The following is a 19,171-nucleotide window of genomic DNA, read 5'->3' as shown; positions in this document are numbered from 1 at the left end:
AAAGATAAAACATTCATTTTCCCGCTTGGGCTGATTTCTCGCCCATGGGGTTCATGTCGCAGCGCAACTTCAAAAGCGTATAGCCCGAGGCGTTGGCGGTTTGTTTAGCGTCCAAGGCGTAGTCCAACCAACAACTTTCATCGGCCTTGTCGCCCCACACCACTTGCAGGCGGTCTGAGGGTTTTTGCACCCGCACCAAAGCGCGGCTGCCTTGGCCCACCGTGCCCACCTCGTTGCCTTGGGCGTCGCTCACCGTGGCGCCAATGGGCACACGCACACCGCTGCTGGTTTGCAACACGATCAGCAAGGGTCGTCCCGAACTGGCGTTGAACTTCAGCCGCACGATAGAACCCTCGACGGGCGCCACCTTTTGGTTGGCGTTGTCAACCTCGAGTTCGGCGGGCGCCCCCTCCAAGCTGATTTGCACATCGTTGAGGTAGTAGGGCGACAAGCTGGGCACCACGCCAAAGCCACCGCTGTTGATGCGCGCTGAGCTGCCCAACACGCCCGCACCTTCGCCCTTAGGAACTTCCACAATGGCAAAGGTGTCACCCAAAGTGGGGGCCAAAATAATGCCATCACGGTGCAACACCAAGCCGCCGCTGGCAGACAAACCGGTTTGCTGGCTACCACCTGTGGATGAACTGATCGATGCACCTAAATTGCCATAGCGGTGTTGCAGACTGGCCGAGCCGCTGGAGGTGCTGAAATTGGCGGTTTGGGATTGGTTGAGGTTGTAGCTGAGTTGGTTCTCTGTGCTGTAGCCGTAAAAGCCGACGGTCTTGGTGGGCTCTGACTCGCCAGTCTGGGTGTAGCCCGCCCGCAAACCGCCTGCCGAGGATCCCAAGTTCAAAGGAACCGAAGCGTTGACACTCATGCTTTTGACGCTGGGGCTGTTGTTGGTGTAGGAGGTTTTGTCAAAGTTGATGCCCAAGCTCAGCTTGGATACCGTGAAGGAATAGCCCAAGCGCACTTGCTGGTTTCCTTGGTCTTGCCAATTGCGCTGCTGCGTCAGACCCAGACTCAGCCCGCCCCAAGCGCCCATGCTCAAGCTGGAGCCCACGAAGATGTTAGATTTGAAACTGTCATTGGTGAACAATGCGTTGCTGCCCAAATTAAAGGCGGTGCTGGGCGGGGTGTACCTTTGGGACTGTCTGCCCACGCCAGCGTAGGCAGAGAACCGACCCATGGCGGGTGGGCTCAAACTGATGTTAGTGGCCGTGCCGTTGTTGTCAGTGCCATTGCTCGAAAAATGCGAGAACAAACTGCTAAAGCTCAGGCTGCCCATGGCTGAATTGAAATTGGCTTGCAAGCCGACGTTGCTGTAGTTGGGGCCCAGCAATACTTCAACACCGGGGGACAAAAAATTGTTCAAGCCATAGCGCACATAGGCTTGCACAATATTGGTGTTTTGCGTGGTGGTGTAGTTGCGGTACTGACCTGTGGCAACACTGTAGCGAAACGACCCAGGGTTGAGCGCACCCATGCTGGGGCTGTAGGGCACCACAAAGGTTTGCTGAGAGCCATCGGCTTCGGAAATCACAACTTGCAAATTGCCTACCGAGGCGACTGGGTTGATGTCGTCAAACTCAAAGGGGCCGGGTGGCACCGTTTGCTCAAAAAACACCACATTGTTTTGCGACACACGTACCCGCGCATTGGTGCGTGCCACGCCACGAATGATGGGGCGAAAACTGCGCTCCTCGTCGGGCATCATGGCTTCTTCAGACGACAGGCGCACCCCCCGAATGGGAGTGGAGCCGATGATGGGGCTGTTAGATGTCGTGTCGCCCAAGACCAAAGTGGACTTGATGTTCAACAGCGGTCGTTTGACCACGGTTTCGCCCGACACGTACTGGCTGGCGCTGGCGCTGCCAGCGATGCGGCTTTGCGAGACATAGCTGGTGTGGCGCAACTGCCAACCCGACAGGTTGATGCCCGTGTTCAGCCCCAAAAAGTTAGAGCTAAAACCTTGGGTGTTGTAATTGTTAAGGTTGTAGTTGATGAAACCCGCGTTTTCGCCGCGTGTGAGCATTTCGGGGGGCACACTTTGGCGGTTTTGCTTGGTCAAGAACGCTTGCGCAATGGTGATGTCCAAGCGCAGTTCGTTGGTGTCGTATTCACTGCTGGCGCCCGTCACCCATTGGTCGATGAACAGGCAGTCTGCCGCAGGCTTGCTGGTTGCGGAGCCTGTGCCAGTGTCGGCAGTTTTCATCATCTGCAAGCCTTGCGGACTGATGAAATTTGGTTTGACGCCCAACTGCTGAAATTGAACAGGCGTGATGCAAGCACGGGCATTGCCGCCATCGGGGGGGACAGTGAAACGCACAGTGGATTTGCCGACCATGCGCTCATTGCGAAAAATATCGACATCCACATTGCCGGGGCGCACGCTGCCCAAGCGCTTGATGTCCAATGGGCTCAAATTGCGAAAGGCTTTGCCTCGTAAAAATTCGGAATCGAATTCAATATCTTCTTCCAGTTTGGTCGGCGGCAGCGGAACCATGAAGGGCTTAGGCAAGGTGATGGGGGCCAAGGCCAGCAACTCGGGTCGTTTGGCATATAAATCACGGCGTTGATTGGGTTGCAGCGGCAAAACGGTCTGCTGATCTTCTTGGCTTGGCGTCTTCAGGCGCACGGTCAAAGGCGAGCGTTCATTCAAAGGGGGAATTTCACGGATACGAAACGCCCCCTCATTCAACTTTTGCTCGTAAATAACCAAGCCTTTTTGTTCCAGTTGCAGCACCTGCCCCTGCGCTGAATCCCCCTCCAATCGCACCAGCAGGGGCAAGTTGGGGTCGGATTGGATGGTACGCACCCCCACCCAAGTCATCACCCCCAGCGCAGTTTGATTGTCTTTGGTAGAAGCATCTGCTTGCGCCGCCAGTGCAAGGGGAAGTTGCGTGGCAAATGAAAATGCCACCACCTTGGCCAGCAAAGGCACAGGATTTGGGCAACGCAAGTCAGGGGTTTTCATGGGACAGGCTCAGGGCAATAAATTGATGGGGTAGTCTTTGGGGACGGCTCCGCCGTAGTCGCTGATGTATTCAGCCCGCAAAGCGTTGTAAGGTTTGCTGACCTTGTCCGCTGCACCCAAAACAAAGCTGGCGCTGGACTTGGGGGGCAACATACCGCCATCGATGTTGAAATCAAATTTACCGTCTTGCCCCAAAATCAGGCTAAAGAACGAGAAGTGGTAGGGGGTGGGGTTGGTGCCCTCGGCCACCCAGTTGTTGTCTTTTTTCGAAACCTTCCAAGTCACCTTGTCCAACTGCTCTAAGGGGTCGCCTTTCAAGGCCTTGGGGCGGTAAAAAACTTTGATGCGGGTACGAACCGCGAAGCTGAGTTTGTTTTCTTCAGCGCTTTTTTGGGGCAATTCCAGCATGTTGAAATAAAACACGCTCTCACGGTCGGCGGGCAAAGGCTCGCCAGTGAAAACCAAGCGCACGACTTGGCTGCCATCGGCTTTGAGGCGTGCCACAGGCGGGGTCAGGTTAAACGGCGTGACCGATTCCTCGGGCGCGGCCGCAGCGTTGCCGTCATCTAGCCACATCTGCACAAAGGCAGGTCGGTCTTTACTGACATTGGTGACTTTGAAATTCACATCACGCTTGGTCTCGGGGTAAATCACGCGTGTGGTGTCAATCACCATGTCAGCCTGTGCGTTGGACCAGCCAAGCGCCAAGCTAAAGGTTACAAATGCAAAAAAACGGTAAATCATGTTCTTCTCATCACTGGTGAAAGGGTTGAAAACACCCTCACCGAGAAGAACTGCTGGGACTGCGGCGTTTAGCGGTAGGTGAGTGTCACCATCCGTTTGCCAGAGTCCCTGCCTATGGCGTTTTGCAGGGTTTCTTCACTGATGCGGGCAATGTTTAAGCGGGACAAAGGGTTGCCAGTGCCACTGGTCAAACCACAGGCCTGACCGTTGATTGGGGTTTGTGTGTCCACAAAGGCGACGTTTTGGGGATTGAAGCTGCAACCTGGGGAGGTCAGCACGCCGCGAATTTCCAATACGCCGTTTTGTGCTTGTGCGGGGACTGCCGACACGGCCCAAACGACTGACAACACGCTAGCGGCGAAGCGAATTTTTTTGACTGAGCAGTTCATGGTTTTCCTTTGTGTTGATCGGTGCTTTCCACACCGTGGTGGTGTGAATTGAATCGAAACAAAGGAAGGGGCGCAAAAACTGCTAAAGCATTAAATCCGCAGGGCCGTTCTTACAAATGAGGGTGGTTTTGTGTTCTCCTTGGTGTGTAAATGAATTCTTTTGAAATTAATTTGAAAATTTTTCGGTTTTGCTTTTTCGTTGAAAAAAGCATTCGGTCAAAGACAAACTGTGGTGTTTTGCTTGAAACATGGCGCTTAGTTAATCAAGTCTGAGCAAAAAAGGCAGGAAAACCGAGACATTGCCGGCACTCACATCCTGCGATCCTGGGTTGGCAGTTTGAAAACTGGCGTTTTGGGCGACAAAAGCCCGACTGGCCACATAACGAACTCCCAAGCGCAGGGGGCTGAAAGTCTTGGTTAAGGTGTCTTTTTGGTTCAGCGCCAAGTTGAGTTGCTGGGGCTGGTTCAGGTCTATGGGGTTGAACACGCCAGACTCATTGATGAGACCCAGTTGCACAAATACATTTTCTGCAGGCTTGGTCGTGGCGTTGTTGCGCAGCAAACCCGTGCGAGGCGCGATGACGGCCAAGTCTGTGTCAAAGACGAGTTTGGCAGTGAAAGTAGTTGGGTTGGGGCAATCGGAAGCGCTGATTTTCACGTTGACTTGCAAATCCAAGGGCGTGACATCGCTGAACAGCCCGTTGGTGAGCGAGGTGGTTTTGAGTGTGGGCAATTGAAACAAATAGCCATTGCCCAGTTGATTGCTCAGGACCGTGGTTTTGCAAGCCGTGCTGTCGTTAATGCTGCCAGTCAGCGTCAACGCTATGGCAGGCGCTTCGGTCTCTACCGTTTGAGCTGATGCATGCGGCGCAGCCCATGCCAGCATGAGCAAACTCCAAACAATGCAATGGCTTTTCATCATTGATAAACCACCATGAGAGGTATGGTTTGTTGCCATTGTCCAGCGGTGGGTGCATTAGTACCCGCTTGCGTCAATTGGACTACAAGTTGAAGAGTTTGCGTTATTCCGACATTAGTTGATGGGTCACTGCCCACAGAGTTACTGCCAGAGACCAGCGTTCCATAGCCAGTGCTGTCGCCTACTTTAAGGTTTAGGTTTTGCGCTGATGTCCCCACAGTGCTGCCTTTGAGCAGGACAACCGCGTCGCTGCCGTTGGATAGGGCGTTTTTCAAATATGTTTGATTGTTGATGCTGATGATTTGGGACGAATCAAGCAACAGTGCAATGTCCCAATTATTAGAAGGCTGGCCCGTCGCAGCGGGCAAATAGCAATTGTCGTCAGTGTTGGGTTTCACGATGCGAAGAAGAATCGTCACAGAGGAGCCCAAAGGCGATCCCTGTGATCCTGAGGATGAATTGACGGTGGGTAAAGTGACGGTTCTTGTGCCGCCGTATTGAAAGCCACTCGTGTCCGACATTTTCAAGTAGCAGGTGTTGTCACTGATGCGAGCGTAGACATTAAAAGTAGTTGTTTCTTGGGCATTCGCCCGAGTGTGCAGGCAGACAAACGCCATCACCATGGCGCAGAGAAGCGCTATTTGGGGATGTGACAAAGGTTTGTGCATGGAGGCTCCAGAGGGAATGAAGCCCTGCTAACCTGTGGTGATCAGCAGGGCTTGATACGCCTAGCGGGGGTTAGTTATAAACAATCAACAGTGGTACTGAGGCGCTAAACAAACCTGCAGTAGGTGCAGATGCTGAGGTGGCTATGAATTGAGCACCCATCCCTAATGAAGTAGCTGCAGTCACACCTGTGGCAGCCAATTTGGTTCCTTGGTAACCTTGTCCTGTGGCCAGTGTTGTTATTTGGGCTCCCAAAGTGTCAAAGAGGGCAACACCCACATTGGTGGCAGCACCGGTGGTGGCGGAGTTCGTCAAGAATGATTTATTACTGACGGTACCGACTTGACTGGATTGCAGATCCAAAGCCAGATTCCAGCCGGTGGATCCTGTTGCAAAAGTGCAGCTTCCTGTACCAGAGGCAGCAGACAAACTAAAGGTGATGTTCTGTTTGGTACCCAAAAGTGAACCTATCGAGGCGCCTGTGGGGCTGACAGTTCCTAGCTCAACTGAGCGTGTCCCTTTGTTGGTAGGGGAGGCAACACCGGTACTGTCTGCAATATTCAATGTACAGGTGCTGGCGTTGATTTGGCCAGAAATGACGACAGTGCCATCAGCGGATTGGGCTTGGGCGGTCATTAGTGCGAGTGCAATGGCGCTGGCAAGAAGAGCCAGTTTTTGTTTGGCGAACGTTGAGGTCATGAAAAAGCTCCTTGAAGGAAAAAGTTGAGTGAAACAGCAAAGTTAAACATTTGAATTCAAACTTTGCATGAACTAATACTAATCAACTCTTTTTATATATTCAATATTTAAGTTCATATTTATTGTTTTTTTCCATTATTTTTAGTTATTTTTGTTGTTTTATTGTAATTTAAGAATTCATTGTGTAGTAAAAATGCAAAGTTCTGGTCCTGCCGCACAATAGAAGACATGTTGATTCACCCCCAATTTGACCCCGTGGCCTTGGCCATTGGCCCCTTGGCTGTGCACTGGTACGGCATTTCCTACCTCGCGGCCTTTGTGCTGTTTGTCTTGCTGGCGCGACAGCGCTTGCAGCACCCGCCCTACGCTGGCTTACAAGCGCAAGGCCTGTGGTCCTTGCAAGACGTGGACGACCTGATGAGCTGGGGCGTGTTTGGCGTGGTTTTGGGCGGGCGCATAGGCTATTGCCTGTTCTACAAACCCGCTTATTACGCCCAGCACCCGCTAGAGGTGTTGTATGTGTGGCAAGGCGGCATGAGTTTTCACGGCGGCATGTTGGGCGTGATCGCCGCCATGGCCTTGCTGGCTTGGAAGCGTGGTCGGCATTGGTTAGAAGTGACCGACTTTGTGGCGCCTTGCGTGCCCACGGGCTTGGCGGCGGGGCGGGTGGGCAACTTCATCAATGGCGAGTTGTGGGGACGTGCCGCCGATGTCAATCTGCCTTGGGCCATGGTGTTTCCGCAAAGCGGCAGCTTGCTGCCGCGCCACCCCTCGCAGATTTACCAGTTTTTATTAGAAGGCCTGCTGCTGTTTGCGCTGTTGTGGTGGCTGGCTCGCAAACCCCGACCGCTGGGCTGGGTGTCGGGCGCTTTCTTGCTGGGCTATGGGTCGCTGCGCTTTATTGCCGAGTATTTCCGTGAACCCGACGCACACCTTGGCTTGCTTGCCATGGGTTGGAGCATGGGGCAGTGGTTGTGTGTGCCTATGGTGCTCATAGGGGTTGGCATGATGCTGTGGGCGAATGCATCCTCTCCAAGAAGCCCGAAGGGCTGAAGCAGCCTACCCTAGCCCCGCGCCGCAGGCTCGAAAACGCGTCTGTGAATTGCGTTTTCAACGAGCTGCTTTAGGTCTTCCGCCTTTAGCGCCGTTCAGTCGAGCAGCCATGGCTTTGGCCTCGGACTTCACGCCTCCCGCTCGCGCCGCGTGTGCCTTGCGCCAAGCATGACTGCCAAACAAACCTTCCAACAAGCCCTGAACGCTTAAGTCGGCGTCCAGTTGCGGCCAATTCAATCCTGTGCCCATGGGGGAAAGTTGCACATCTGCCCATTGCGTGGGCTTGCCACTTTCAAGGCCCTGCGCAAGGTGCGGTGGAAATGAAAAAGATGCGCCATTGTTCATCTCAACAGCAATGGTTTTGGTCCTGCGGTTGTAGGCCACAGCTACGGCGCGGGGGGCTTCAACTTTACTTTTGCGCATGAGTTTTTGTGCTGATGCCAGTTGCTCATCCAGCCATTCAGCATTGCTTGCGTTAGTCATGTTTGGGCTTGCCCAATACGGACACCAGCATGGGAGGCTCTTTCAAACGAACTTTCAACTCCCAACCAGGACCCAGCACATGAACGTGAGGAGGGCCATGGTCGTTGGGGTAGATGACCAGTCGCAAAGCATTGACAAGGATAGAGCTCATAATAACCTAACATGATGGGTATGTGTTCAGAGGGACTCTATTTTTTGAAAAATCTGATGGCTCAGTTGTAAGTACAGCTGCAAAAAAGGAGTTAGTAAGGCACGTGTCGCAGGTCGGCCGTAGCCAACGTTGTGACGACTCTGTGCAATGACAAAATGCGGCCATGAACGCCAACCTCTACCTTGCCTTGCGCCAAGGCTTCCCGCAAGACCTCGATACCCTCGCCATTGAAACCGACCAAGGTTTGCGCTATAGCTGGCGTGACTTGGACCGCGCCAGTGCCATGTTGGCCAACTGGCTCGACAGCTTGCAGTTACCTGCAGGCTCTCGCATTGCGGTGCAGGTGGACAAGTCGGTAGAAGCGCTGATGTTGTACCTCGCCACTTTGCGGGCAGGTCATGTGTTTTTGCCACTTAACCCCGCTTATCAAAGCGCCGAGTTGGCCTACTTCATAGGCGACGCCGAGCCTGCGGTGGTGGTGTGTACTCCCGCCAACTTCGGCTGGGTCAGCAAGCTGGCCTTTCAAAAGGGCACACGCCATGTGATGACCTTGGACGATCAGCGCGGCGGCAGTTTGTTGCAACGTGCGGCCCACCACAGCGACCGACACACGCCCGCCTTGCGTCGCCCCGACGATTTGGCCGCTATTTTGTACACCAGTGGCACCACGGGGCGCAGCAAAGGTGCCATGCTCAGCCACGCCAATTTGCAAAGCAGCGCCCAGTGTCTGCACCACTGCTGGGGTTTTGCTACAAGCGATGTGCTGCTGCACACCTTGCCCATCTTTCATGTGCATGGGCTGTTTGTGGCTATCCATGCGGCGCTGTTTGGCGGTTGCACCATGCTGTGGCATGCGAAGTTTGAGCCTACAAGGGTGTTGGCGGACTTGCCACGCGCCAGTGTCTTTATGGGTGTGCCCACCTTCTACACCCGCTTGCTCGCCTTGCCCGAACTGGGGCAGCAGGTGTGCGCCAACATGCGCCTCTTTATTTCCGGCTCTGCACCCATGTTGGTCGACACTTTCGAGCAATGGCAGCAACGCACAGGACACACGGTGCTGGAGCGTTACGGCATGAGCGAAACCTTGATGCTCACCTCCAACCCCTATGCTGCTGACGAGCGCTTTGGTGGGCTTGACAAGCGGGTGGGCGGCAGTGTGGGTTTTGCGCTGCCTGGGGTGACGGTTCGCATTGCCAACGACCAGCACCAAGAGGTGACGCTTGGCGAGGTGGGCAGCATTCAGGTCAAGGGTGGCAATGTGTTTGCAGGGTACTGGCGAATGCCCGAAAAAACCGCACAAGAGTTCACCTCGGACGGCTACTTCATCACCGGTGACATGGGCACCCGAGATGCGCTGGGCTATGTGCGCATTGTTGGGCGCAGCAAAGACCTCATCATCAGCGGCGGCTTGAATGTGTACCCCGTGGAAATCGAGGATGCGCTCAACAACTTAAATGGTGTCCTTGAGAGTGCGGTGGTGGGTGTGCCGCATCCCGACTTTGGCGAAGTGGGCTGCGCTTTTGTGTTGGCCAAGGTCGGTGTGACGCTAGACCCTGCTGCGTTGCTGCAAGCGTTGAAGGCGCTTGTGGCCAACTTCAAGGTTCCTAAGCAATGTGTGGTACTTCAGGAATTACCCCGAAACGCCATGGGCAAGGTGCAAAAGAACGTGCTGCGCGAACAAGCCCTGTCATTGCGTGCGTAACGAAGCAATCTTCGCTGCGCTCGCAATGACGACAAAAGGCAATGACGGTAATTGAATCAATGGTCAGGATTCAAAGCCAACTCGGTTTGGATGGCGTGTCCTAGCTCAATGACGGCGAGGGCGTAGTAGCTGCTGCGGTTGTAGCGGGTAATGACAAAGAAGTTTTCTGTGCCCGCCACGTATGAAGGCGGATCATCTGCGTTGAAGACTTGCACCAAGGCCAAGGGCTGGGCATAGCCAGAGGCGTCCACCACCTCCACGCCCTTGTCTTGCAGGTGTGAAATCGACCAACTGGGCACGATATCGGGTGCCAACAATGCTGCCAAATCCGCCTCGTTGGCCTTGACCTTCACCTCAAAGTGGGTGGGCATACCGGTTTGCCAGCCAAAGGCTTGAAAGTAATGCGCCACCGAGCCAATCGCGTCCACCGCACTGCGCGACAAATCGATGCGCCCATCGCCATCAAAATCCACCGCGAACTTGGCAATGCTCGAAGGCATGAACTGAGGCCAACCAGTGGCACCAGCAAAACTGCCCAACTGGTTCTTCAAAGAAGGCTGTCGGCGCAACTGCTGCAAGTGCTGGCCCAGTTCGTTTTCAAAAAAGGCTTGTCGCTCGCTGGCATAAGGGTGCTCTTTGGGAAACGCAATGCTCAGCGTTGCCAAAGCGTGCAGCACCTTGAACTGCCCTTGGTGCTGGCCAAAAAATGTTTCCACACCCAACACACCCAGCACATAGGTGCTTGGTACGCCGAAGCTGGCTTGGGCGTTTTTGAGCTCTTGGGCGTATTTCCGTGCAAAGGCGGCACCCGCTTGTATGCGTTCTGCTTGCAAAAACCTGGCTCTATAGGCTTGCCAGTTTTTCGCGGTGGGCACGAGAGGGGGCAACACCATTTGCTGCACCTGTGGCAACAAACGCGCCGACGCAATTTGCTGCTGCACCCATGCTTTGGGCAGTTGGTGCGCTGCGCTCAAACGGCTTGCCAAGGCTTTCACCGCTGGCGTGTTGCCCCAAGCCTTGCCTAGCACCACTTTGGTATTTGTTTTGGCTTTGCCTTTGAGTGATGGGTTTTTTTTGAAGGTCTTTTGGCTCTTCTGGCTTGTAGCTGTCTGGGCGATGACAAGTGAGGGTGCAAACACCAGCAGCAAAAAAACACTCAAGAAAGTGGCAGAACTGCGTGAAACAAGGGTGCGAAATACGGTCATGGGTTTCGAGTGTAGCCAAGCCTGTGGTCACCCTTGCGTGTTAAGCTAAATTGAGATGGATACTTTCAATGATTTGCTCTCACCTTGGTTGCAAACCGAGGTTCAACCCTTGCTTTTGAAAGAGCTGGCCCTGCTGGCCTTGGCGCTCTTGCTGGCATGGCTTGTTAGCTACCAACTCAGCCGTTTTGCCACCCATACCTCGGTACTTTTTGGCCGTGGGGTGGTCGATGGCGTGTTGTTTCCGATGGCGGCATTGGCCTTGGCCTATGTGGCGCAGGTGGTGTTTTTCAAGCACCAAACCCCTATGTTGTTCAAACTGGCGATTCCAGTGCTGTTGTCGCTGGCGCTGATTCGTTTGTGTGCACGGGTGCTGATGGCAGTGTTTCCAGTGTCGCCCTTGGCGCAACTCACAGAACGATTGATCTCTTGGCTGGCGTGGGGCCTGGCGGTGCTGTGGATCACCGACTTGCTGCCCTTGGTGGCACAGGAGTTGGAGCAGATCAAACTCAATTTCGGCAAAGTGCGCTTAGACCTGCGCACCTTGCTCGAAGGCCTGCTGTCGTGTGGCTTGGTTTTGGTGCTCAGCCTGTGGTTGTCGGCCACCATAGAGCAACGGTTGTTGGCTCGCACGGTGAGCGATTTGTCCATGCGCAAAGTCGCTGCCAATTTGCTGCGGGCGGTGTTGCTCTTGGTGGGCTTGTTGTTCGCCTTGTCTGCGGTGGGGGTGGATTTGACCGCTTTGTCGGTCTTGGGCGGTGCTTTTGGCGTGGGGCTGGGCCTAGGTTTGCAAAAACTGGCCGCCAACTATGTCAGCGGTTTTGTGGTGCTGGTCGAGCGTTCGGTTCGCATTGGCGATTACATCAAGGTCGATGGCTTGGAAGGGCGGGTCACCGACATCAAAACCCGCTACACCTTGCTGCGTGACGCCACTGGACGCGAGTCCATCATCCCCAACGACATGCTGCTGACCCAGCGGGTCGACAACCTGTCCTTGAGTGACCCACAAATCGCGGTCAACTGCACTTTTCCTTTGGGTGTAGATGTCGACATAGAGCAGGTGTTGAAGTTGCTCAGCCTTGCCGCATTGCAAAGCCAGCGCGTGTTGCCCGACCCGCCGCCGCAGGCATTTTTGAGCAAAGTCGATTCCGCTGGCCTGGAGTTCACCGTGGTGTCATGGGTCAGTGAGCCCGAGGCTGGCTACTTAAAGACCCGCTCGCAAATCAATATCGCCGTGATGAAGGCTTTGCGCCAAGCCGGCATTGAGCTGCCAAAAGCCCAGCAACAGCTTGCATGGCATCCCGCACCCCCTTGAATTTAAAAGACTTTTCTATCTTTGGCATAAAAAAGCACGGTCGTACTTAAATACTCTCGGTTTCGTCTAGAATGACGTAACGTCAACTTTCAACCCCTTAATTCCTCGGAGAAAACCCATGAAGGCACTGGTCGCGGTCAAGCGCGTGGTGGATTACAACGTCAAAGTTCGGGTCAAGTCAGACCAAAGCGGCGTGGACATTGCCAACGTCAAAATGAGCATGAACCCCTTTGACGAAATAGCTGTTGAAGAGGCGGTTCGCTTGAAAGAAAAGGGTGTTTTGAGCGAGGTGATCGTGGTGTCTTGTGGCGTTGCCCAATGCCAAGAAACCTTGCGCACCGCCATGGCCATTGGCGCGGACCGTGCCATTTTGGTGGAAACCACCGAAGAACTGCAGCCTTTGGCGGTGGCCAAACTCCTCAAAGCCTTGGCCGACAAAGAGCAACCCAGCTTGGTTATTTTGGGCAAACAAGCGATTGACGACGATTGCAACCAAACCGGTCAAATGCTGGCCGCACTGGCCGATTGGCCGCAAGCCACGTTTGCGTCCAAAGTGGAAATGGCCGATGGCCACGCCATGGTCACCCGCGAGGTTGATGGTGGTTTGGAAACCTTGAAGCTCGCACTCCCCGCAGTCATCACCACCGACTTGCGCTTGAATGAGCCGCGCTATGTGACGCTGCCCAACATCATGAAGGCCAAGAAAAAACAACTCGACATCTTCAAACCCGAAGACCTCGGCGTGGATGTCAAGCCGCGTATCAAGACCTTGAAGGTATCTGAGCCGCCCAAGCGCAGCGCTGGCGTCAAAGTTGCCGATGTGGCGGCCTTGGTCGATAAATTGAAAAACGAAGCAAAGGTGATTTGACATGTCCGCTTTAGTGATCGCAGAACACGACAACCACAGTGTTAAACCCGCCACCTTGAACACCATCACCGCCGCCTTGGCCTGCGGTGGCGATGTACATGTGCTGGTGGCAGGCAAAGATGCCGCCGCCGCAGCCCTTGCCGCTTCCCATATCGCAGGTGTGAGCAAAGTGTTACACGCAGACGCTGATGGCTTTGCCCACGGCTTGGCCGAGCAAGTCGCCGCCCAAGTGCTGGCGCTGGCCTCAGGCTACAGCCATATCTTGTTTGCGGCCACGGCCAGCGGCAAGAACATCGCGCCCCGCGTTGCGGCCAAGCTCGACGTGGGCCAAATCAGCGACATCACCAAGGTAGATTCGCCCGACACCTTTGAGCGACCCATCTACGCTGGCAACGCCATCGCCACGGTGCAAGCCACAGATGCCACCTTGGTCATCACCGTTCGCACCACAGGGTTTGACCCCGCTGCGGCCACGGGTGGCAATGCAGCGGTTGAAAGCATCAGCCCCGCCAATGCAGGTGCGCAAAGCCAGTTCATGGGCAGCGAAATCGCCAAGAACGACCGCCCTGAACTCACTGCCGCCAAGATCATCGTCTCGGGTGGCCGCGCCTTGGGCAGCTCGGAAAAATTTGCCGAGGTCATCACCCCCTTGGCAGACAAACTCGGTGCTGCCATGGGTGCTAGCCGTGCGGCGGTGGACGCGGGCTTTGCGCCCAACGATTGGCAAGTGGGACAAACCGGAAAAATCGTCGCTCCTCAGCTGTACATTGCTTGCGGCATCAGCGGCGCCATCCAGCATTTGGCCGGCATGAAAGACAGCAAGGTCATTGTGGCCATCAACAAAGACCCCGAGGCACCCATTTTTAGCGTGGCCGATTACGGCTTGGAAGCCGATTTGTTCGTCGCTGTGCCTGAACTGGTGGCCGCACTATGAGCTATACCGCCCCTGTTAAAGACATGCTCTTCAATATGCAGCACTTGGCTGGCTTGGACGAGATCGCCAAGATCCCTGGCTTTGAAGACGCTGGCATGGAAACCGCTCAAGCGGTGCTCGAAGAATGCGCCCGCTTCAACCAAGACGTGTTGGCGCCGCTGAACTGGGAGGGCGATAAAAACCCGTCGTCCTGGAAAGACGGTGTGGTCACCACCACCATCGGTTTCAAGCAGGCCTATCAGCAATATGCCGAGGGAGGTTGGCAAGGTTTGCAACACCCGACAGACATGGGCGGGCAGGGCTTGCCCAAAACCATAGGCGCGGCCTGTGGCGAAATTTTGAATTCGGCCAACATGAGTTTTGCGCTGTGCCCACTGCTGACAGACGGCGCCATCGAGGCCTTGCTGACCGCTGGTTCAGATGAGTTGAAAGCCACTTACCTGCACAAATTGGTCAGCGGCGAGTGGACCGGCACCATGAATCTGACCGAGCCACAAGCAGGCTCAGATTTGTCCATGGTGCGCTCCCGCGCCGAGCCGCAAGCCGACGGCACTTACAAGGTGTTTGGCACCAAGATTTACATCACCTACGGCGAGCACGACATGGCAGACAACATCATTCATTTGGTGTTGGCGCGGGTCACGGGTGCGCCCGAGGGTGTCAAGGGCATCAGCTTGTTTGTGGTGCCCAAAGTGATGGTCAACAAAGACGGCTCCTTGGGTGCACGCAACGATGTGCATTGCGTGAGCATCGAACACAAAATGGGCATCAAAGCCAGCCCCACCGCTGTGCTGCAGTACGGCGACAACGGTGGCGCGGTGGGTTACTTGGTGGGCCAAGAAAATCGAGGCCTAGAGTACATGTTCATCATGATGAATGCCGCACGTTACGCGGTGGGTGTGCAAGGCATCGCCATTGCCGAGCGGGCCTACCAAAAGGCCACCCAATACGCCCGTGACCGAGTGCAGTCCCGCCCGGTGGACGGCTCCATCAAAGCCGCAGCGCCCATCATCCACCACCCCGATGTGCGGCGCATGCTCATGACCATGCGTGCCTATACCGAAGGTTGCCGTGCCATGGCGTCTGTGGCTGCAGCCGCCTTTGACGCCGCTCACCACCACCCCGATGCCGACACGCGCAAACAGAACAATGCGTTCTACGAATTTTTGGTGCCGCTGGTCAAGGGCTTCAGCACCGAGATGAGCTTGGAAGTCACCTCACTGGGCGTGCAAGTTCACGGCGGCATGGGTTTCATCGAAGAAACCGGTGCGGCACAGTACTACCGCGACGCCAAAATTCTCACCATTTATGAGGGCACCACCGCCATTCAAGCCAACGACTTGGTGGGGCGCAAAACCTCCCGCGATGGCGGCCAAACTGCCAAGGCCATCAGCGCTCAAGTGCAGCAAACCGTGGTGGCATTGCAAGACCAAGGCAGTGTCGCAGCGGTCGCCATCGCCAAACGCCTTGAAGCCGGCAGGCAAGCTTTTGACGATGTGATTGACTTCATCGTGCAAGCCGCTACCCACAACCCCAACGCTGCTTATGCGGGCAGCGTCCCCTACCTGATGCTGGCTGGCAATGTGCTGGCGGGTTGGCAGTTGGCAAGGTCGTTCTTGATCGCCCAAGAGGCTTTGAGCCAAGGCGCTGATGACAGCGCTTTCTTGCAAGCCAAAATGACAACTGCACGGTTTTATGCAGACCATATCTTGAGCAAAGTGCCTGGTATGCGAGACGGCATCGTCGACGGTGCTGACAGCGTCACCGAGATGGTTTTGGATTCTTTTTAGGAACTTTCATATGTCTAAACTCCCCGCGGCGCTCGCGTCGCTCAAATTCCCCGTCATCGGCTCGCCGCTCTTCATCATCAGCACCCCCAAGCTGGTGATTGCCCAGTGCATCAACGGTGTGGTGGGTTCCATGCCGGCTTTGAATGCCCGTCCAGCCTCTCAATTGGACGAATGGCTGGCCGAAATCACCGAGGCGCTGGCCGCGCACAACAAGGCGCATCCTGACAACCCTGCTGCGCCTTTCGCCATTAACCAAATCGTGCACAAAAGCAATGACCGCTTAGAGCATGACATGGCCATGTGCGTGAAGTACAAGGTGCCCATCATCATCACCTCGCTGGGTGCGCGTGAAGAAATCAACCAAGCTGCCCACAGCTATGGCGGTGTGGTGCTGCATGACATCATCAACAACAAGTTCGCCCACAAGGCGATTGAAAAAGGTGCTGATGGTTTGGTGGCGGTGGCCGCCGGTGCGGGTGGCCATGCGGGTGTGAAGAGCCCGTTTGCGCTGGTGCAAGAAATTCGTCAGTGGTTTGATGGCCCCTTGGCGCTGAGTGGCTCTATTGCCAGCGGCAGTGCCATTTTGGGCGCATTGGCCATGGGCGCCGACTTTGCTTACATCGGTTCAGCCTTTATCGCCACCGAAGAGGCACGTGCAGCCCAAGAGTACAAACAAAGCATTGTGGACAGCAACTCTGACGACATTGTCTACAGCAATTTGTTCACTGGTGTGCATGGCAACTACTTGGCACCTTCCATCCGCAACGCTGGCATGGACCCCGACCATCTGCCCGAGAGCGACCCCAGCAAAATGGACTTTGGCGGCGACAAGTCCAAAGCATGGAAAGACATTTGGGGTTGCGGCCAAGGCATTGGCACAGTCAATAAAATTCAAACCACCGCGGCCTTTATTGACCAACTCAAGGCTGAATACGCAACAGCCAAGGCGCGTTTGCTGGCTTAGCTTTCTAGCCGAAATGGCAGATGTAGTGGTAAGCCTGTGCCACCTTGATGTCAAACGACGAATTGGCAGGCACTGAAAACTGGGTCCCTGGCCCCGAGGTTTTCCATTCGTTGCTGCCAGCCACTTTGTATTCACAGCCACCCGCCACGCACTCCATGATTTCGGCGGCGGCGGTGTTGAAGGTGAGGGTGGCGGCCAGCACCACGCCCACGGATTTTTTTTCGCCATTGGCCAATGTCACGGTGTGGCTGACGCACTTGCCATCAAAAAACACATTGGCTTGGGTGGCGACGCTTGCGCCTTGGAGTTGTTCGGTCACCATGGTCAGGCTTTCTTTTTGGGTGAAGTCTTGCGCGCTGCAAGGGGTTTGCTGGTTTTGGCAGCGCGTTCGTTTTTCAAGTTGGCCGCAATGCGCAAACGCAAAGCGTTGAGCTTGATGAACCCACCAGCATCAGCTTGGTTGTAAGCGCCGCCGTCGTCGTCAAAGGTGGCGATGCGGGTGTCAAACAGGCTGTCGGTTTTGCTCTCGCGGCCCACGCACATGATGGTGCCTTTGTAGAGCTTCAAGCGCACCTTGCCGTTGGCGGTAGCTTGGGATGCATCAATCAAACCTTGTAGCAACTCACGCTCGGGGCTGAACCAATAGCCGTTGTAAACCAAACGCGCATAACGCGGCATCAGGTCTTCTTTGAGCGACAGCACTTCGCGGTCCAATGTGATGGACTCGATGGCGCGGTGACCCGACAACAGGATGGTGCCGCCAGGGGTTTCGTAGCACCCACGGCTCTTCATGCCCACGTAGCGGTTTTCCACTTTGTCCAAGCGGCCAATGCCGTGCTTGCCGCCCAAGGTGTTCAAGTGGGTCAGCACTTTGGCGGGGCTCATGCGAACGCCGTCAATCGCCACCACGTCGCCGTGCTTGTAGGTGAGTTCAATCACCTGCGGTTTGTTGGGTGCTTTTTCGGGGCTGACCGTTAAGCGCCACATGCTGTCATCGGGCGCGTAATTGGGGTCTTCCAAAATGCCGCCTTCGTAGCTGATGTGCAGCAAATTGGCGTCCATGGAATAGGGCGCAGGGCCTTTGCGTTTGGCGCCGTCCACGGGAATGCCGTGTTGGTCGGCGTAGCGCATGAGCTTTTCACGCGAAAGCAAATCCCATTCACGCCAAGGCGCGATGATCTTCACATTGGGCATCAGGGCATAAGCGCCTAACTCGAAACGCACTTGGTCGTTGCCCTTGCCAGTTGCGCCGTGGCTGATGGCGTCGGCCTTGGTTTTGCGGGCAATTTCCACCAAACGCTTAGCAATGAGTGGGCGGGCAATGGAGGTGCCCAGCAGGTATTCGCCTTCGTACAGCGCATTGGCGCGGAACATGGGAAACACAAAATCCCGCACAAACTCTTCGCGCAGGTCTTCAATGAAGATGTTGCTGGGCTTGATGCCCATCTTGATGGCTTTGGCGCGAGCGGGCTCAATTTCTTCGCCTTGGCCAATGTCGGCGGTGAAGGTGACCACCTCGCAGTGGTACTCGTCTTGCAGCCACTTCAAGATGATGGAAGTATCCAAACCGCCCGAGTAGGCGAGAACAACACGTTGGGGGGAAGTGGGTTTGCTGGGGGTGGGCCGTTTAGTGGGCATGGTGTCAGTAGGTGAGAAGCAAAGCCGCGATTCTAGGGCACTGCTCACTTGTGAACGGCCAAGGCCTAGGCGAAAAAAAACCGCCTTGGGAGGCGGTTTTCATGACAACGCAAGCTTAAAAGCTTTGCGGCGCTGAGCCCAAAGGAGGAATGGCGTTTTGGGCAGGATAAGGCACGTTGGGTGGTGCAGACTGGGTAGAAGAAATCATGGGGGTGACTTGCAAACGCACGGTGGGGCCTGGGTCTTGCGGCATTTGCACGTTGTATTGTTTGCCATTGAATTCATAAACCACGTTGTAAGCCACAGTGCGGTTTTCGTAAAAGTTTTGGGTGCTGCAGGTTTGCATGTTGTGAACTTCAGCAGGCGGCGAACCTTCGATTTTGTCGCCAAGAATAGCGCCACCAATGACTCCAATGGCGGTGGCCAAGGCGTTTCCCTCACCTTTGCCGATGGCATTCCCCACCACGCCACCAGCGATGGCGCCCATGGCCGAACCGGCACCAGATTTGCGGGGCTGGGTGGCCACCTGCTGCTGTGTACATACCTGACGGGGGACAGCCACTTGCTGGATGATGGGCATGGACGAAATGACGCGGCCGACTTCCTGTGCACTGACGGCGGCACTGAGTGAGGCGCTACAAACCAAAAGAAGGGTGATGAAACGTTTCATAGGGTCT

Annotated in this window: 19 protein-coding genes; 7 read left to right on the top strand and 12 right to left on the bottom strand. The window is 55.3% G+C overall.

All coding sequences use genetic code 11. The annotated features are described in order from the left end of the window. Window positions 1–13 precede the first annotated feature (13 nt). The 6 genes from AC9UEO_RS00185 to AC9UEO_RS00160 all read right to left on the bottom strand — a co-directional run bounded on the left by AC9UEO_RS00185 (window position 14) and on the right by AC9UEO_RS00160 (window position 6,394). Window positions 14–2,977, bottom strand: coding sequence for a fimbria/pilus outer membrane usher protein (locus AC9UEO_RS00185; RefSeq protein WP_509528387.1), 2,964 nt, complete (start codon window positions 2,975–2,977; stop codon window positions 14–16). A 9-nt stretch (window positions 2,978–2,986) separates the two neighbouring features. Continuing rightward, a complete protein-coding gene (locus AC9UEO_RS00180; protein ID WP_509528385.1) occupies window positions 2,987–3,721 on the bottom strand; it encodes a fimbrial biogenesis chaperone in 735 nt (244 codons plus the stop codon). Window positions 3,722–3,789: 68 nt separating this feature from the next. After that, window positions 3,790–4,110 (bottom strand): hypothetical protein, encoded by a 321-nt coding sequence (locus AC9UEO_RS00175; RefSeq protein ID WP_509528382.1) that lies wholly within the window; start codon window positions 4,108–4,110, stop codon window positions 3,790–3,792. A 259-nt stretch (window positions 4,111–4,369) separates the two neighbouring features. Further along, a complete protein-coding gene (locus AC9UEO_RS00170) occupies window positions 4,370–5,032 on the bottom strand; it encodes a hypothetical protein (RefSeq protein ID WP_509528379.1) in 663 nt (220 codons plus the stop codon). Then, entirely contained in the window at window positions 5,029–5,697 is a 669-nt protein-coding gene (locus AC9UEO_RS00165) for a hypothetical protein (protein WP_509528376.1), read from the bottom strand. Before AC9UEO_RS00165 ends, AC9UEO_RS00170 begins: the two co-directional genes overlap by 4 nt. 70 nt (window positions 5,698–5,767) lie before the next feature. Continuing rightward, window positions 5,768–6,394 (bottom strand): fimbrial protein, encoded by a 627-nt coding sequence (locus AC9UEO_RS00160; protein WP_509528373.1) that lies wholly within the window; start codon window positions 6,392–6,394, stop codon window positions 5,768–5,770. Between the two features lie 228 nt (window positions 6,395–6,622). Here AC9UEO_RS00160 and lgt point away from each other — a divergent pair, with 228 nt between their 5' ends. Beyond that, window positions 6,623–7,447, top strand: coding sequence for a prolipoprotein diacylglyceryl transferase (gene lgt, locus AC9UEO_RS00155; RefSeq protein WP_509528371.1), 825 nt, complete (start codon window positions 6,623–6,625; stop codon window positions 7,445–7,447). 57 nt (window positions 7,448–7,504) lie between these two features. Here lgt and AC9UEO_RS00150 read toward each other — a convergent pair whose 3' ends face one another. Together AC9UEO_RS00150 and AC9UEO_RS00145 are read right to left on the bottom strand one after the other, a co-directional pair. Beyond that, window positions 7,505–7,930: a DUF2442 domain-containing protein gene (locus AC9UEO_RS00150; RefSeq protein ID WP_509528370.1), complete on the bottom strand. Its 426-nt coding sequence runs from the start codon at window positions 7,928–7,930 to the stop codon at window positions 7,505–7,507. Further along, on the bottom strand, window positions 7,923–8,081 hold the full coding sequence (locus tag AC9UEO_RS00145) for a hypothetical protein (protein ID WP_509528368.1): 159 nt from the start codon (window positions 8,079–8,081) through the stop codon (window positions 7,923–7,925). The genes AC9UEO_RS00150 and AC9UEO_RS00145 overlap by 8 nt, the downstream gene beginning before the upstream one ends. Before the next feature lie 163 nt (window positions 8,082–8,244). Here AC9UEO_RS00145 and AC9UEO_RS00140 point away from each other — a divergent pair, with 163 nt between their 5' ends. Next, a complete protein-coding gene (locus AC9UEO_RS00140) occupies window positions 8,245–9,783 on the top strand; it encodes a malonate--CoA ligase (protein ID WP_509528366.1) in 1,539 nt (512 codons plus the stop codon). Between the two features lie 56 nt (window positions 9,784–9,839). Here AC9UEO_RS00140 and AC9UEO_RS00135 read toward each other — a convergent pair whose 3' ends face one another. Next, on the bottom strand, window positions 9,840–10,988 hold the full coding sequence (locus AC9UEO_RS00135; RefSeq protein WP_509528365.1) for a lytic murein transglycosylase: 1,149 nt from the start codon (window positions 10,986–10,988) through the stop codon (window positions 9,840–9,842). Window positions 10,989–11,043: 55 nt separating this feature from the next. On the opposite strand from AC9UEO_RS00135, the gene AC9UEO_RS00130 reads away from it, so the two are divergent. The 5 genes from AC9UEO_RS00130 to AC9UEO_RS00110 all read left to right on the top strand — a co-directional run bounded on the left by AC9UEO_RS00130 (window position 11,044) and on the right by AC9UEO_RS00110 (window position 16,856). Further along, entirely contained in the window at window positions 11,044–12,300 is a 1,257-nt protein-coding gene (locus AC9UEO_RS00130; RefSeq protein WP_509528363.1) for a mechanosensitive ion channel family protein, read from the top strand. 118 nt (window positions 12,301–12,418) lie between these two features. Further along, window positions 12,419–13,168: an electron transfer flavoprotein subunit beta/FixA family protein gene (locus AC9UEO_RS00125; RefSeq protein ID WP_509528361.1), complete on the top strand. Its 750-nt coding sequence runs from the start codon at window positions 12,419–12,421 to the stop codon at window positions 13,166–13,168. A 1-nt stretch (window position 13,169) separates the two neighbouring features. Beyond that, entirely contained in the window at window positions 13,170–14,102 is a 933-nt protein-coding gene (locus tag AC9UEO_RS00120; protein WP_509528359.1) for an electron transfer flavoprotein subunit alpha/FixB family protein, read from the top strand. Further along, window positions 14,099–15,892 (top strand): acyl-CoA dehydrogenase C-terminal domain-containing protein, encoded by a 1,794-nt coding sequence (locus AC9UEO_RS00115; RefSeq protein ID WP_509528356.1) that lies wholly within the window; start codon window positions 14,099–14,101, stop codon window positions 15,890–15,892. The genes AC9UEO_RS00120 and AC9UEO_RS00115 overlap by 4 nt, the downstream gene beginning before the upstream one ends. 10 nt (window positions 15,893–15,902) lie before the next feature. After that, window positions 15,903–16,856, top strand: coding sequence for an NAD(P)H-dependent flavin oxidoreductase (locus tag AC9UEO_RS00110; RefSeq protein ID WP_509528353.1), 954 nt, complete (start codon window positions 15,903–15,905; stop codon window positions 16,854–16,856). Window positions 16,857–16,860: 4 nt separating this feature from the next. Here the strand turns inward: AC9UEO_RS00110 and ppnP are convergent, their stop codons facing one another. From ppnP to AC9UEO_RS00095, 3 genes are all read right to left on the bottom strand, one after another. Further along, complete coding sequence (gene ppnP, locus AC9UEO_RS00105; protein WP_509528351.1) at window positions 16,861–17,178, bottom strand: pyrimidine/purine nucleoside phosphorylase; 318 nt, start codon at window positions 17,176–17,178, stop codon at window positions 16,861–16,863. 2 nt (window positions 17,179–17,180) lie between these two features. Beyond that, window positions 17,181–18,494 (bottom strand): argininosuccinate synthase, encoded by a 1,314-nt coding sequence (locus AC9UEO_RS00100; protein WP_509528349.1) that lies wholly within the window; start codon window positions 18,492–18,494, stop codon window positions 17,181–17,183. A gap of 115 nt (window positions 18,495–18,609) precedes the next feature. Next, window positions 18,610–19,164: a glycine zipper 2TM domain-containing protein gene (locus tag AC9UEO_RS00095; protein WP_509528347.1), complete on the bottom strand. Its 555-nt coding sequence runs from the start codon at window positions 19,162–19,164 to the stop codon at window positions 18,610–18,612. Window positions 19,165–19,171: the final 7 nt, after the last annotated feature.

Origin of the sequence: Limnohabitans sp. (assembly GCF_040401495.1) — a bacterium.
Classification (GTDB): domain Bacteria; phylum Pseudomonadota; class Gammaproteobacteria; order Burkholderiales; family Burkholderiaceae_C; genus Limnohabitans.
Note: the sequence above shows the minus strand (reverse complement) of the source record. Positions and strands in the feature narration are given on the sequence as shown.